At 50.6% G+C, this 13,598-nt stretch carries 12 protein-coding genes and 1 pseudogene; 6 read left to right on the top strand and 7 right to left on the bottom strand.

All coding sequences use genetic code 11. The features are described 5' to 3' along the window. The first annotated feature begins 9 nt into the window (after window positions 1-9). A complete protein-coding gene (locus P4D80_RS11535; protein WP_421659288.1) occupies window positions 10-930 on the top strand; it encodes an alpha/beta fold hydrolase in 921 nt (306 codons plus the stop codon). Here the strand turns inward: P4D80_RS11535 and P4D80_RS11530 are convergent. After that, window positions 905-1,846, bottom strand: a complete 942-nt coding sequence (locus P4D80_RS11530; RefSeq protein WP_421659287.1) for a sugar transferase — start codon at window positions 1,844-1,846, stop codon at window positions 905-907. The two genes, P4D80_RS11535 and P4D80_RS11530, sit on opposite strands and share 26 nt — an antisense overlap. A gap of 507 nt (window positions 1,847-2,353) precedes the next feature. Between P4D80_RS11530 and P4D80_RS11525 the strand changes: the two genes are divergently transcribed. Genes P4D80_RS11525 through P4D80_RS11515 form a run of 3 tightly spaced genes read left to right on the top strand, consistent with a single transcriptional unit; the run spans window position 2,354 to window position 3,853 of the window. Further along, complete coding sequence (locus P4D80_RS11525; RefSeq protein WP_421659286.1) at window positions 2,354-2,944, top strand: sigma-70 family RNA polymerase sigma factor; 591 nt, start codon at window positions 2,354-2,356, stop codon at window positions 2,942-2,944. Next, window positions 2,941-3,375 (top strand): hypothetical protein, encoded by a 435-nt coding sequence (locus P4D80_RS11520; protein ID WP_421659285.1) that lies wholly within the window; start codon window positions 2,941-2,943, stop codon window positions 3,373-3,375. Before P4D80_RS11525 ends, P4D80_RS11520 begins: the two co-directional genes overlap by 4 nt. A 4-nt stretch (window positions 3,376-3,379) precedes the next feature. Beyond that, window positions 3,380-3,853 (top strand): Spy/CpxP family protein refolding chaperone, encoded by a 474-nt coding sequence (locus P4D80_RS11515; protein WP_421659284.1) that lies wholly within the window; start codon window positions 3,380-3,382, stop codon window positions 3,851-3,853. On the opposite strand, the gene P4D80_RS11510 is transcribed toward P4D80_RS11515, so the two are convergent. Further along, a complete protein-coding gene (locus tag P4D80_RS11510) occupies window positions 3,854-4,480 on the bottom strand; it encodes a precorrin-8X methylmutase (RefSeq protein WP_421659283.1) in 627 nt (208 codons plus the stop codon). A 354-nt stretch (window positions 4,481-4,834) separates the two neighbouring features. After that, window positions 4,835-5,680, bottom strand: coding sequence for a TPM domain-containing protein (locus P4D80_RS11505; RefSeq protein ID WP_421659282.1), 846 nt, complete (start codon window positions 5,678-5,680; stop codon window positions 4,835-4,837). Between the two features lie 114 nt (window positions 5,681-5,794). Here P4D80_RS11505 and P4D80_RS11500 point away from each other — a divergent pair, with 114 nt between their 5' ends. Next, the gene (locus P4D80_RS11500; RefSeq protein WP_421659281.1) at window positions 5,795-6,967 is read left to right on the top strand and encodes a cysteine desulfurase family protein; all 1,173 of its coding nucleotides are present in this window, start codon (window positions 5,795-5,797) and stop codon (window positions 6,965-6,967) included. 199 nt (window positions 6,968-7,166) lie between these two features. Next, a pseudogene (locus tag P4D80_RS11495) lies at window positions 7,167-7,289 on the top strand (IS5/IS1182 family transposase); the annotation flags it as partial. 59 nt (window positions 7,290-7,348) lie between these two features. Here the strand turns inward: P4D80_RS11495 and P4D80_RS11490 are convergent. The 4 genes from P4D80_RS11490 to glpX all read right to left on the bottom strand — a co-directional run bounded on the left by P4D80_RS11490 (window position 7,349) and on the right by glpX (window position 13,389). After that, window positions 7,349-9,223: an N-acetylmuramoyl-L-alanine amidase gene (locus P4D80_RS11490; protein WP_421659280.1), complete on the bottom strand. Its 1,875-nt coding sequence runs from the start codon at window positions 9,221-9,223 to the stop codon at window positions 7,349-7,351. Window positions 9,224-9,488: 265 nt separating this feature from the next. Further along, complete coding sequence (locus P4D80_RS11485) at window positions 9,489-10,559, bottom strand: hypothetical protein (protein WP_421659279.1); 1,071 nt, start codon at window positions 10,557-10,559, stop codon at window positions 9,489-9,491. A 390-nt stretch (window positions 10,560-10,949) separates the two neighbouring features. Next, entirely contained in the window at window positions 10,950-12,242 is a 1,293-nt protein-coding gene (locus P4D80_RS11480) for a glutamyl-tRNA reductase (protein WP_421659278.1), read from the bottom strand. Window positions 12,243-12,348: 106 nt separating this feature from the next. Beyond that, window positions 12,349-13,389, bottom strand: coding sequence for a class II fructose-bisphosphatase (glpX, locus tag P4D80_RS11475; RefSeq protein WP_421659277.1), 1,041 nt, complete (start codon window positions 13,387-13,389; stop codon window positions 12,349-12,351). Window positions 13,390-13,598 lie beyond the last annotated feature (209 nt).

The raw sequence follows: 13,598 nt of genomic DNA, 5'->3' as shown, positions 1-13,598 counted from the left end.
ATAATTCCCGTGACAGTACTACTTACTCAACCTGCGTCCGTACTCGAAAAATTCACTTGGAGCTGGAAGGGCCACTCCATTCAATACACCGTCATTGGTACAGGAAAACCCTTGCTAATGGTGCATGGATTCGGTGCATCGTTGGGTCATTGGCGTAAGAATATTCCAGTTCTGGCAGCAGGAGGGTATCGAGTATTTGCGATCGACCTGCTGGGTTTTGGGGGTTCCGATAAACCAGCCATCGATTACACCCTCGACCTTTGGGAAGAACTATTGTTTGATTTCTGGAAAGCTCATATCAACGAGCCAACTGTCTTTGTGGGTAATTCAATTGGAGGCTTGCTATGTTTAATCATGCTGGCAAACCATCCAGAAACGGCTGAAGGTGGCGTGCTGCTTAACAGTGCCGGAGGAATGAGTCACCGTCCAAATGAATTGAATATACCCCTCCGGTTAATCATGGCAGCCTTTACCTATTTAGTGAAGTCACCTTGGTTCGGTCCACTTGTTTTCAACCAGATTCGTCAGAAGCATCGTATTCGCCGCACGCTTGCTCAGGTTTATCGCAACCAGGAAGCTATCACAGATGAACTGGTCGATATGCTCTATGCCCCTTCCTGTGATGAAGGCGCGCAAAAAGTGTTTGCATCTGTGCTCACAGCTCCCCCTGGTCCCAGCCCGGCAGAGCTACTACCTAAAGTAAAGGTTCCACTACTGGTCCTCTGGGGTGATGCTGACCCTTGGACACCTGTTGCTGGAGCAAAAATCTACGAACAGTTGGTGGAATCTCAGCCAGTTAAGGTAGTTGCCATACCAAATACAGGACATTGCCCCCATGACGATCGCCCAGAAATCGTCAATCCCCTTATTCTGGAGTGGCTGGAGGAGTTGTTTAACGCACCCACTACATCGCTCCTGCATTTCGATTGAAAATTACTCCAATCGTCTTCAGGATCAACTGCAAGTCATATATTAGACTCCAGTTTTCCTGGTATTTCAGATCCAGGCGCACAACATCCTCAAAGTTTTTGACAGACGATCGCCCATTGACCTGCCACTCTCCAGTCATGCCGGGTTTAATGTCCAGCCGTTGCCATTGGGGAATCTCATAGCGCTCCACCTCATCAGGTGTGGGGGGGCGAGTTCCCACGAGACTCATTTCACCCTTCAGCACATTCCAGAACTGGGGCAACTCATCCAGGCTAGTACGCCGGAGAAACCGTCCAACCCGGGTAATCCGGGGGTCATTCGCGTTCTTAAAAATCGCTCCACAGGCTTGATTTTCAACCAGATGCTTTAGTTTTTCTGCATCCGTCACCATCGAGCGAAACTTCCACATCCGAAATCGCCTGCCCATCCAGGAACAGCGCTCCTGCCAAAAAAAAATAGGTCCAGGGCTATCTAGCTTGATGGCAATGACGATTGGCACAAACAGAACTGCAGTAATCGTCAACCCAACCAATGCCCCTACAATATCAATCAAGCGCTTGGTCCGAGATTTCACGGAAGGATGGGTAACAAACGGTAATTCCTGTAAAGGAGGCGACTTGGACTGGCGCGATCGCTTCGGTTTTTGTCCTTTTTGTTCAATTTCAAATAGCCGTCCCAGATCTGCCAGCGACAGGATTGACATTGCCTGGGGAGAAACATTGCGCAGAACCAGCCTGACACCACGTTTTTGAGCAATCTTCCAGCAGCCAACTAACGCTCCAATACCGCTGCTGTCCATGAAGTTAGTCTTACTGAAGTCAAATACAAATGTGGTTAGGTCAGGGTTATCCTCACAGGTTTTTTGAAACTCTTGTTTGAAGCCAACTGCCTGAACTACGGTGAAGGAGGCAGGCAAAGGAATCAAGCACTCATGGGCTAGGAGTATTGCTTGATTACTCATTTCTTCAAATTTAGTCACAACACTCTAACCAGTTCGGTAAATGGACATTCTAAAACCATCAATCACACTGGTTGTCTGCCGTATACACCCGACTTACGTAGTGTAGGAGATAGAACCCAGCTTCCACAGCTACCTTTAGGTAACCAACCATTTATGTAAATAGCAAAGTTATTAATACGGCCTCAGTTAAATTACTGTGTCCATTTTGGATGATGCTCCCTAAAACTGAAATGCACTTTACAGAAGCATCGCAAATACCGAATCCACTTTACAGAAATCTAAAAAAAAAGAGCAGAGCCCTCGTAATATTACATAACGAATTGGGGGTGAGGTGGGAAAGTTCTGAGTTTTCTGGCTCCTGCCTCCTACCGTTCCCCTTTTTGAACCTTTTCTTACTTTTTCCTCTCTTACATACACAGAGAGGCATCAAAATGAATGGAGTGAATTTCTCAGGTGTTATCAGTGGCGATTGAATCGCAGGATCCCCCAGAGCAAAATCGGCAGATCCCTATCAAGGAATCGGATCATGACCTGGTTCAGCAGTGTCTCCGGGGAGACGCGCAGAGCTTTCGGTTGCTCTACCGTCGCCATCAAAAGTGGGTAAGGTCAATTCTCTATCAGCTTTGTGATGCCTCGGTGTTGGATGATGTGGTACAGGAAGTGTTCCTGCGCGCCTGGAAGGGTTTGCCTAAGTTCCGGCAGTCGGCCCAGTTTTCTACCTGGCTTTACCGAATTGCCTGGAATGTGGCATCTTATCACCGCCAGGCTCTAGCCCAGAATCGTACCCGGTTGCAGGTGATCATCCAACACACCACAACCCAACAGGATGCTCCGGATGTGATCCATCTGCACTATCAGGAGCTGGTGCAACGGGGATTAGCTCAACTCAGCTTTGACCACCGCACAATTCTGGTTTTGCATGATCTAGAGGAAATTCCGCAGAAGGAGGTTGCTGAAATCCTGGGAATACCGGTGGGAACCGTGAAATCTCGTCTGTTTCATGCCCGTGCTGCGATGCGCCAGTTTCTTCAGAAGGAAGGAGTTCAACTATGACTCAGCCCCCAACCCCATCTCCCAAGGATGACCGGGATCTGATCAACTTTTTGCAACAGCATCGCCCCCAACCGCCCGCTGCCCCGCCTGATTTAGAGGAGCGAATCCTGCATGCGATTGAGCATTCGGGGCACCGTCAGGTTCAGCGGCGGCGATGGTATCGATCGCCCTGGCTACCCACCGCGATCGCAGCCAGCCTCATTGCGGGGTTGCTTGGCGGCTATCGTACAATTGTTCCTTCCAGACCCAGTCCTGCCCAATTGGAAGCACTGGAAGCATTTATTGAAACCACCTGGGAAGCCTCAGTGAATGATGACACTGAAGACGAATGGCCCATTTTGAGAAGCCAGCAATCTCAGACTCACTTAGTTGCCAATTCCTCTGACTCTCCATCCCCCATTTTTGATTTCCCACTGCCTGATAGGAGGTAGACCCATGTTCCCCCGTCGGATTGCTGCGATCGCGGCTACTGTTGTCATTCTAGGAGGTGCGATCGCAATCTCCAGGCCAGGGGCCTTATTCTCTAACCAGATTGCGCAGGTTTCACGAGAATCCAAAGAACGGTCAAAAGGAAACTGGCTCAAAGACTTGAACCTCACACCAGCCCAGTTTCAAAAGATTGAAGCTATCCGCAGCCGCTACAAGAACGACTTTACTCAACAACGACAGGCAGTGCAGCAGGCTCAAAAAGAACTCCGAGCGATGCTAGCAGGAGATACTCCCGTGGATCAGATTCGGCAGAAATACAACGAAGTGAGAACGCTGAAACAGCGGTTTGCAGACACTCGTTTTAATAGCTTGCTAGAAACTCGAGAAGTGTTGAATTTCGAGCAACGAAAGAAGTTTGTTGAGCATATGAGGCAGAAGCGAGAAGGATTCCGGGAGCGGTTTAAAGACCGGATAGAATAGTCACAAGCCATTCCGTTCTCGACCATAGGCCTGCCACGCCAGATCTACCAGACCATTCACAATCGCGGCTGCTACCACAGCACTTCCCTTACGTCCCTCAATTCGAATGTGGGGCACCAGTGAATCGGCCAATCGTTCTTTGGCAACCTCCACATCAACAAAACCAGAAGGCGTTCCAATCACAAGAGCAGGTCGAATCTCCTCTGCCTCAATCAATTCCACCAGAGAGGTAAGGGCAGTCTGTGCTTGCCCAATTACGAAAATTCCCTCAGGGTAGCGCCGTGCCAGAGTTTCAATGCCCCAGGCTGCCCGCGTTTTCTCCTTTTGGGGACGGGTCAGCGCATCCATACTGCAATAAACTGGGTTTGCAAAAGTATTTTGAATATTGGTAGTAATTCCAACCTGAACCATTGGCACATCGACCACAATCGTACCGCGGGCTGCCAGGGCAGCTGCACCAGATTGAAGCGCCAATTCCGAGAAGCGAATCAGGGATTTGTACTCAAAGTCAGCTGTAGAGTAAATGACCCGACGAACAATTTCATATTCAGCCGGAGAAAAGACATGATCCCCAATCTCCCGATCAATAATCGCCAGACTTTGAGCATCCGATGCGTGCCATTCCATCTCACCTGACCCCTGGGCGTTGCTGATTCTAGGTAAGAACTAAGTAACTGGACAAAATTAAATTGAAGATAGATTCGGGAGTGGAGAGGATGGAATCCCCTGCTGGGGGCGCAGCCCCCATTCCTTCTTCTTACTACAATTAATCGGGTGGAGCTACTTAGAGGTTGTATGAATTGAAACTTTTATCCTATTCAACTACTACTTATAGCGCTCACAAATAGTTTATGAACCAGGGGAGCGAAGCCCCACATAGGGGTTCAACCCCTGCGCCCCGTTCAATTTTCAAGAAGAATCGCTATAGCACCACTAACTCCTGCCACCCACGAACAAAAGAATATGCGATCAATAATACCCTCAAGCTTCCGGGGCAGAAGGACGGTTCACAATGGGTGATAAATAGGCAACCAGTGCTCCAATGAAAAACCCAGCAAAGTTTCGGAATAAGGGTAGCCAGTCTGTTGTTCGAGAAACCACTGGACCAATACCGAATGCAATGAAGAGAATTCCCCACAGGGGCGAAAAAATTAAAGCCCATTGCCAGGCAATTACCTCTCCTGCCTTACGGGGATGGGCAGCAAAACCACAAACGACCCCTCCTACAATAGAGGTAATCAGAGTCAGAATCCACTGCTCCCTCGGCAATCCAGGAACCACCTGGCACCCCCCCTGACGTAGACAGGTTTGAATGGAGTTCAACGCTTCTAGAATGGACTGATCTTCCCCATGATCCCTGACAAAGAACTGATTGCCGAAGCGGGTTTGCAACTCAATCCAAAAGGTTCTGGGCAGCAGGGGATAGAGATCATTTCCAACGCTGAAATTAAGTAGATTTCCACCGCGGGGATCTGCGACCAGCAAAACACTGTGGTCATCCAGTCCCCAATAGTCCTTCACAGCCGCCCCAGGGGTTCGCTCAAACTGGGTCAAAACTCTCAGTTTCCACCCAGTTTCCTTCTCAAAATTCTCCAGGTTTTTTACCAGGTCTTCTTCCTGAGAACTGGTTAATGCCTTTGCCAGGTCAATCACGGGTGTTTGGGTTTTAGGAAGCAGGTCTGGGTTGTTATAAGCATAGGCGACAGAACCTGGAAATGGGATCAGCCAAACCAGTAATGGTAAAACCACAAGGACAAAGGAGGTGAGGATCCTGCGAACACAGAATCGACGGGAAAGGTGACTGGCGGAGAAAGTGAGAATAGACATACCGAATGCCAATGATACGAGCAGCTAAATGAGTATATGTAACTTATCTTTACACTTGTTAATTTTAATCTAATAGTAAAAACCTGAACTTGTAACCGTCAATACTTGCCTGAAATGCAACAGCGACCCATTTATTTAGACTGCCATGCCACAACCCCCATTGATGAGCGGGTACTGGAGGCAATGCTGCCCTATTTCACAGAGCGGTTTGGCAATGCGGCTAGTGTAGGCCATCTATATGGGTGGGAAGCAGAAGCAGCGGTGAAAAAATCCAGAGAAATGCTGGCGATCGCAATTCATGCTTCTCCTGAAGAAATCATTTTCACAAGCGGGGCCACAGAGGCGAATAATCTGGCAATTAAGGGGGTGGCCGAAGCTAATTTCCAGCGAGGACGCCACATCATTACGGTTGTAACGGAGCATAATGCTGTCCTAGATCCCTGCCGCTACTTGCAGTCCCTCGGTTTTGATGTGACGTTTCTGCCTGTTCAAACGGATGGGTTGATCAACCTGGCCGATTTGGAGCGGGCGTTTCGACCCGATACAATTCTGGTTTCGATCATGGCAGCCAACAACGAGATTGGTGTCCTACAGCCGTTATCAACAATTGGTGCAATGTGCCGGGAACGTCAGATTCTCTTTCATACAGATGCGGCGCAAGCGATCGGCAAAATTCCCCTAGACGTTGAGATGATGAAGGTCGATCTGATGTCCCTCACAACTCACAAAGTTTATGGCCCTAAGGGCATCGGGGCACTCTTTGTACGTCGTCGCAATCCCAGAGTTCACCTGGCTCCCCAACTTCATGGAGGCGGTCATGAGCGGGGGTTGCGATCTGGTACCCTGTATACTCCGCAAATTGTTGGCTTTGCAAAAGCAGTAGAACTGGCAATAGCGGAAATGTCCTCTGAAACTCAGCGTCTGATCTATCTGCGCGATCGCCTGTGGCAGAAACTAAGCCAACTGGAGGACATCGACCTCAATGGCCATCCGACGCAACGATTGCCAGGCAACCTCAATGTTAGTGTCTCAGGAGTGGATGGGCAGGCGCTTCATCTGGGCTTGCAGCCTGTCATGGCGGTTTCATCAGGAGCTGCCTGTACCTCTGCCCAAATAACCCCTTCCCATGTTCTTCGGGCATTGGGACGTTCTGAAGAACTCGCCTATGCCTCAATTCGATTCGGTATTGGGCGGTTTAATAGTGAGATGGAAATTGACCAGGCTGCCGCATGGGCGATCACAACGATTCAATCCCTCCGACAAATGACTAAATCTCATATCCACTAAAACCCTTAGTTTTTCCGTAAAATAACTGCTGCCAAGTTGCTCAGGACATTGGTTTTAAGGGGGTGGGGGGCTGTGCCCCCAGCCATGGATGGAACCCCTGCACGCCGTCCTAAGCTTGGTGGCTATCGCTACGGCAGTCCTAGGGCGTGTCATCAAATAGGTAAGCTGGGATAGCAGACATTTATCCTACAAGCTGAGCATGACCACTCGCCACTATGCTTTACGAGATGACCAATGGGAACGCATCAAAGATTTGTTAGCTGGCAGTGACCAGTGGGTTGGAGTCAAGGCGAAGGACAATCGGTTGTTTGTCGAAAAAATTCCGCAGGAATCCTTTCTCTTAAAGCCTCTCAATCTCACGACTGATTTAGGAATGCTATATTAAAGCGATTGGCTGAGCCGTAACCATTCTGTAATGCTGTCGGCAAGTGCGATCGCCAGGCGTTTCTGTTCACTAGGATTGACAATCCATTCGTACTCCACCGGGTTAATTATAAAACCCAATTCCACCAGAACCGTTGGAGCAACTGCCGGACGGGTTAAAGCCAGATTATTCCAGAAAACGCCGTAAGATGGGCGTTTGAGCGTTTTTACAAGATAGTTGTGCAGAAACACTGCCAGACTATGAGCCTGAGTTTGATACCAAAAGGTGGAGATTCCCTTCGTCCTGATGGCATCGCCGTTGTCCGGTAGGGCGTTGTAGTGCAGGCTGAGGGCAAGGGTGGGCTGGGTTTTATGAATTAATGCAATCCGGTCTTGCAGAGACACATCTTCATCCTTTTCCCGTGTCATCACAACTTTTGCTCCACGCTGGGTCAGTTGTTCCCGCAACAGCTTAGAAATGGTGAGTACCACAGTCTTCTCCTGCAAACCAGTAGGACCGACCGCACCAGAATCTTCAGGACCTCCATGACCGGGGTCGAGGAGGATAGTGATGTTGGCCAGGGAGATGGGGTGGGGGGAGAGCCCCATCTCCCTGGCCCCTGGCCCCTTCCGGCTCCTGACTCCTGGCTTCTGACTTCTGGTTCCTGCTGGAGGATGACGTAGGGACAGCACGAGACTGGTTCCTTCATAGCGGAGCTTGTAGCCCCATTGCTGGCTTGTTTTGAGTTTAAAAGTGTATTGAACCTGACCGGGAACAGTTTGTTGCCAGTCCAGCCGCTCGATTAAAGGATCGTCGTCGAGTTTGATGATGTCGGTTTGGGCGGTGGTGTTGTAGAGGGTGAGGGTAAAGGTGCGATCGCCCTGCTGGATACTAAGGGGCACCGGGACTTGCAGCGGGAATACCACTTCCGTCCAGCCATCGACCTGGTGGGCTTTGATACTGCGAATCAGGGATGTGGGAAGGGTGGTGCTTTTTTGAATCTGCACCTCCCTGCGGTTAATCCAGGCACCGTAGTCCAACCGCACCCATTCCCCCTCATAGCCAGTCACCAGTGCCTGAGTACCTTTGGGCAGAGGGGTTAAGCGCGAATAATCTGTGCTCGGTCCTGTACGGGCTGCACCATTGTCGGCAATCACTTCAGCCACTTCTAATTGAGTTGGTGACAGAATCCGAATACTGCCGGAACCCATCTGGCTAGTGGTTTGATCTGCCACCGTGAGCTGAAACTCTGGTTTGCCTAAATCACCCAGCAGCACAGTGCGGGTACAGCCCTTATAATGCCCAGCCGCCGTGCGGGATACAGGCTGATTTTTCTGCGTCAATACCGCTGCATTATCCGGCAATTCAACCTTCTGGGTAGGAGAGGACAGCGGAATTGTTTGCCCTGCCAGTTGCACAGCAACTTTGGCATTGGCAGGTGCGATCGCCCCAAAACAGAGCCACTCATCCGGCAATCGGGCAATATCCACCGCTGGCATGAGTGAATTTTTCGCAAAGGCAAACCCTGCCGGAATCTCCGGTTCGGTTGACAGGCGGTTCACGTTGACTATTAATTCCTGCTTGCCGTAGCGCAAAACAAACCGATTGACACCTACCTGCAATGGAAAACTTGGTGCAAAGTGACCCACAGGACTCCGGCTAATAGGCTTTCCATTGACCAGCACTGTTCCCTTTGCGGGTGCCGTTCCAATCAAAAAGATCTGGTTGGCGATCGTTTCATGGTTGTTGGGGGGATAGGCCAGGTAGAGAGACTTTTGTGCCTGAACGGGAGCAGCAATCAGGACGACGGAGACCAGCGACCCTAGAAGGGGGATAGGCGTGAGGGAGTGAGGAGTCGGGAGTAGGGAATGAGAAGACTTAAGATTGGGCATTTGGGGTCAATGGAGGGAGGGCCAGGGGTTGGGAGAAAGAAACAGGAAAGAAGCCAGGAACCAGGAGTCAGTAAACAACATTATGGCTTTTCAAGCCTAAACTGCTTGATCAACTCCTGCAAAGCTACGAGAAACCAGAAGACTTCTGGGGTGAAGGGGACATTGCTTTTCCGCCTGAGATTCGCAAAGCGATTTATACCACCAGCGCCATTGAGTCCATATCCTCACCCTCTCTCCTCACTTCTTCCGGCTCTGGCTGTGCCTCTTACATCTCTGCCCTCTCATCGGCTTCTACACCAGATAACACTTTTAGCCGGATGGTGCGATCGCCTCCACCTGCTAGAGGAGTTTCAATGGTTTCTCCTGAAAGATGGCCTAAACAACTGAGGAGAGTGCGAAGGTGGGGAGTACTGGCACCACTGTCCAGGTAGAGTCGCTCTGATAGGGCATTGAGGCGCTTCCAGGTGAGGTAGAGCTTTGTGGCAGTCTGTTCTAGCTGGGCGGATTGATTGATCAGTTCGGCGGTAGAACTGAGGCAGCCGATACGGAGAGCTTCTTCCAGTGCCAGTTCCAGGTTGAGAGATTCGTTATTGAGTGCCTGGACTTTATGGGCGGCTTCCAGATACTTTGCCAGGTAGCGAGCTTCGGCGGTGGCCTGTTTCAAGGTGTCCACATCAGGGCTTTCTGCGATCGCTCTCCGGATTGGCTCCTGATGCACCGCTGGCAATTTCTTCATTTCCCGCACCAGAGGGGCCAGATAACGGGTTGGAATGGTGTGATCGGCGGCTTTCTCCTTCACGGTGGTGGGGAGCAGGTCCGTGGTCATGGCGGTCCACTCATCTGAGAGTTGGCGAACTTCCCGGCGGGTAATGCGATCGCCCTTTCTGGCAGCATCGCTGACCAATTGTTGCACTTCCGGGTCAGATTTCGCCGTTTCGACAAAGGCCCGTTTGCTGAACTGGTTCACATCCTCTGGCTCCAGATAGCCCCCTTCCAACAGTTTATCGGCGCTGTTTGCCAGTTCAATCAAAGAATAGGCCTGGCTTTTGCTAATCTCTCGATCCTTCAACCAGTTCAAGAAGCCAGTACCGCGCCCATCGCCATAAAATTTTTCGCGATCGCGCACTGTGCGTAAAATGCGCCCCCGCCAGATATCGGTTTGCAAGTTGACGCGATCGCAAACCAGCCATGCCTGCTCTATCCGATTTTGAAACTCGGTTTCTGGGATTTTCTCGTCCTCTGGATTGGGCAGATGGAAGTTGAGCAGTCCGTTCTCGTCCTGACTTACTGTTCCACGCCGCATCTGGACGACATTAGAAATATCCTTTGCTTGCATTACCGTACCTGGACAGACAGCCGGATTATTATTGCACGACTGCTCGACGGTTTGGTAGCGAAGAAATCTTAAAAACCACAATATGTAGCGTTACTTCAATAAACATAACGCTTTAGGTATGGTGGGATAGTGAGAGATCAAGAGCCAGAAGAGTTTTGAGTTAAGGCGAAAGAGGAAAGGGTAGATATAGCGGTAGTCATTGTGGTTAGGACGGGGTGCAGGGGTTCCACCCCTGGCTGGGGGCGAAGCCCCCATTCCCTCTCTAATTCCAATGTCCTAACGCACCTGCGTAGAGCTATAAATGGATGAGTTGGGGAATGAGGGAGTCTATCACCCCATTCCCCTCTCCCCACGCCTCACTTCCTCAACAACTCAACCGATAACCAACAACTAACCAAATTGCTTATTGGATGCCGGGTCAAGGTTAAACAGCATCGCCAGTGTTTGCATTGCAACCCGGCGGGCTTCAATATCCTGCTGGGCACGGAGTTGCACCATCGGGTCATGCAAAATTTTGTTGACGATGCCGCGAGTCAGAGCCTCGATAACTTCCTGATGCTTCTCAGCAAATTCACTCCCCAAACGGGAAAGGGCTTTTTCCAGTTCCTGGGTACGGATGGTTTCCACTTTTTCGCGCAGGCTGCTGATGGTCGAAACGGTTTCCAGCGATCGCCACCACAAATCAAACGCCTCAACCTCCTCATCCAGCAGTGCCTCGGCTTCCATCGCCATCTGGCGGCGAGCTTCCTGGTTCTGAGCAACTACCGCTTTCAAATCATCCACGTTGAACACCTGCACGTGGGGCAGATCATTTACATCGGCATCCACATTCCGCGGCACCGAAATATCAAACAGCATCAGGTGCTGACCGGGAGCTAACACCATTTCTAGCTTGGAGCGATCAAGCAACGGTTCAGTGGAAGCGGTACTGGTGAATACCAGATCCGAGTTAGCAATTACCGTCATCATGTCTGAAAGGGAATGCAGATGCAGTTCTGCTTCAGGAAACTGGTTTGCCAGTTCTTTGGCTCGTTCCAGCGATCGATTCAGAATGGAGATGTTGACGGCTCCTTTAGAGATCAAATGTTGCACCAGCAGGCGCGACATCTTGCCTGCTCCCAAAATTGCGACCCGGTAAGCTGCTAAATTCTGCACCTTCATCTGAGCCAGTTCCACCGCAGCAGAACTAATGGATACGGCTCCTGTCCCAATACTGGTCTCCGTTCGCACCCGCTTACCGGCAGTAATGGCCTGTTTCAGGAGCTGGTTCAGGATGCGACTCACCCCCTGGTATTGCTGCCCCAGTTTGTGGCAGTGCTTCACCTGCGCCAGAATTTGCCCTTCCCCTAGGACCAGGCTGTCTAGCCCCGCAGCAACCCGCATCAGATGCATAACCGCATCCTGGTGCAACAAGGTAAACAGGTAGGGTCGCAGGCTATGGACAGGGAGCTTGCTGTGCTCCGACAAAAACTGGCACACTTCACGCATGCCGTGCTCTGTTTCAGTCGTCACCAAATAGATTTCCAACCGATTGCAGGTACTGAGAATCGCGACCTCTTCAATGTGGGGATAGCTGCACAACTGGGCGATCGCTTTCTCACACAGGTTTTCTGGAATGCTTAGCTTTTCTCGAACCTCGACTGGTGCGGTCTTGTGGCTCAACCCGACAACAGCAATATTCATATCTGGAATTGAGTGGGGGATTTCTTAAAGGGGGTAAATATAACCGTCAGCTACCAGCTTGAGCAAAAACCCGTGATTGTTGATAGCTGACAGTCAATGGAAAACGTTAGTGCAATTGGATGCTCTTGGGTTTGTTAGTCATGTGAATGGTGTCCACAAAACGGGCAGTTTTAGACTGGGTAGAAATTACCAGAGATTGGGTTCTGGCTCCCCCACTGAAAAAGCGGACTCCCTGAAGCAGGTTTCCAGAGGTGATACCCGTCGCAGCAAACAGAACCGTTTGACCGGATGCTAATTCGTGGGTGTCATAAACCTTATCGGGATCAGTAATCCCCATTTCCTTCAGACGAGCTAGGTTTTCTTCCTTGGTCTTGTTGGCCCATTCCTTTGTCTGCACAATTTCGGGGTCATAGATCAGTTGTCCCTGGAAATGACCACCCAGAGCTCGCATTGCTGCTGCCGTAATTACCCCTTCAGGAGCAGCGCCAATCCCCATCAGGGCATGAATATTGGTCCCTGCGAAGGCACAGCTTAGCGCCGCACCCACGTCTCCATCCGTAATCAGGGCAACTCTGGCACCGGCCTCACGGATTTCCTTGATCAACTCGTTGTGGCGATCGCGCTTCATCACCACCACTACCAGCTCCTCAATACCGCGATCTAAACACTCTGATAAAATTTTGAGGTTTTCAGTCGCTGACTTGTTGATATCAACCTTGCCCTTTGCTGCTGGTGGAGCCGCTAGCTTCTTCATGTAAAAGTCGGGAGCGTTAAACAGGCCACCTTTTTCCGAGATGGCTAGTACCGCCATAGAACCGGGCTGACCATAAGCTACCAGGTTGGTGCCTTCGCAGGGGTCGACCGCAATGTCAATTTCAACCAGCTCATCAGGATTGCAGTAATTCTTGGCATCTTCGCGCGTACAGATGCCCACTTCTTCACCGATGTATAGCATGGGGGCTTCGTCCCGCTCCCCTTCACCAATCACAATCCGACCGCGCATGTAAATTTTGTTCATACGCTCTCGCATTGCTTCCACGGCCACCTGGTCAGCCGTGTTTTTATCACCTTTGCCCATCCAGCGAGCGGAGGCGATCGCAGCTTGTTCAACCACTTCAATAATTTCTAAACCTAGCGTGTTCTCCACGAAGCAAATCCTCCCAACTGCTGATTTTGCGCGATTTCCAAATATTAACCTCAGTGTAAGTCTACCAAAAGGCAGAGTCGCCCTTGAAGGCGATCCCGCTTCTCTCTTGTGTAAAGTTTTGCTGAGGCCAGCCAAAACTCCCACTCATCTACTCATTCCCCTTCCAACTCCTGGCTCCTGGTTTCTGGCTTCTCCCTTCTGCCTGCCCC

The sequence above is a fragment of the Leptothermofonsia sp. ETS-13 genome, from assembly GCF_049200465.1.
Taxonomy (GTDB): domain Bacteria; phylum Cyanobacteriota; class Cyanobacteriia; order Leptolyngbyales; family Leptolyngbyaceae; genus Leptothermofonsia.
The sequence above is the reverse complement of the archived record's forward strand: the minus strand, read 5'-3'. Positions and strand labels throughout refer to the sequence as shown.

Excerpts from the sequence above, each read along its gene's own strand:
- P4D80_RS11505 (WP_421659282.1), bottom strand. The coding sequence starts at position 5,680 with ATGTCTATTCTCACTTTCTCCGCCAGTCACCTTTCCCGTCGATTCTGT.
- P4D80_RS11515 (WP_421659284.1), top strand. The coding sequence starts at position 3,380 with ATGTTCCCCCGTCGGATTGCTGCGATCGCGGCTACTGTTGTCATTCTA.
- P4D80_RS11520 (WP_421659285.1), top strand. The coding sequence starts at position 2,941 with ATGACTCAGCCCCCAACCCCATCTCCCAAGGATGACCGGGATCTGATC.
- P4D80_RS11485 (WP_421659279.1), bottom strand. The coding sequence starts at position 10,559 with ATGCAAGCAAAGGATATTTCTAATGTCGTCCAGATGCGGCGTGGAACA.
- P4D80_RS11490 (WP_421659280.1), bottom strand. The coding sequence starts at position 9,223 with ATGCCCAATCTTAAGTCTTCTCATTCCCTACTCCCGACTCCTCACTCC.
- P4D80_RS11480 (WP_421659278.1), bottom strand. The coding sequence starts at position 12,242 with ATGAATATTGCTGTTGTCGGGTTGAGCCACAAGACCGCACCAGTCGAG.
- P4D80_RS11500 (WP_421659281.1), top strand. The coding sequence starts at position 5,795 with ATGCAACAGCGACCCATTTATTTAGACTGCCATGCCACAACCCCCATT.
- P4D80_RS11510 (WP_421659283.1), bottom strand. The coding sequence starts at position 4,480 with ATGGAATGGCACGCATCGGATGCTCAAAGTCTGGCGATTATTGATCGG.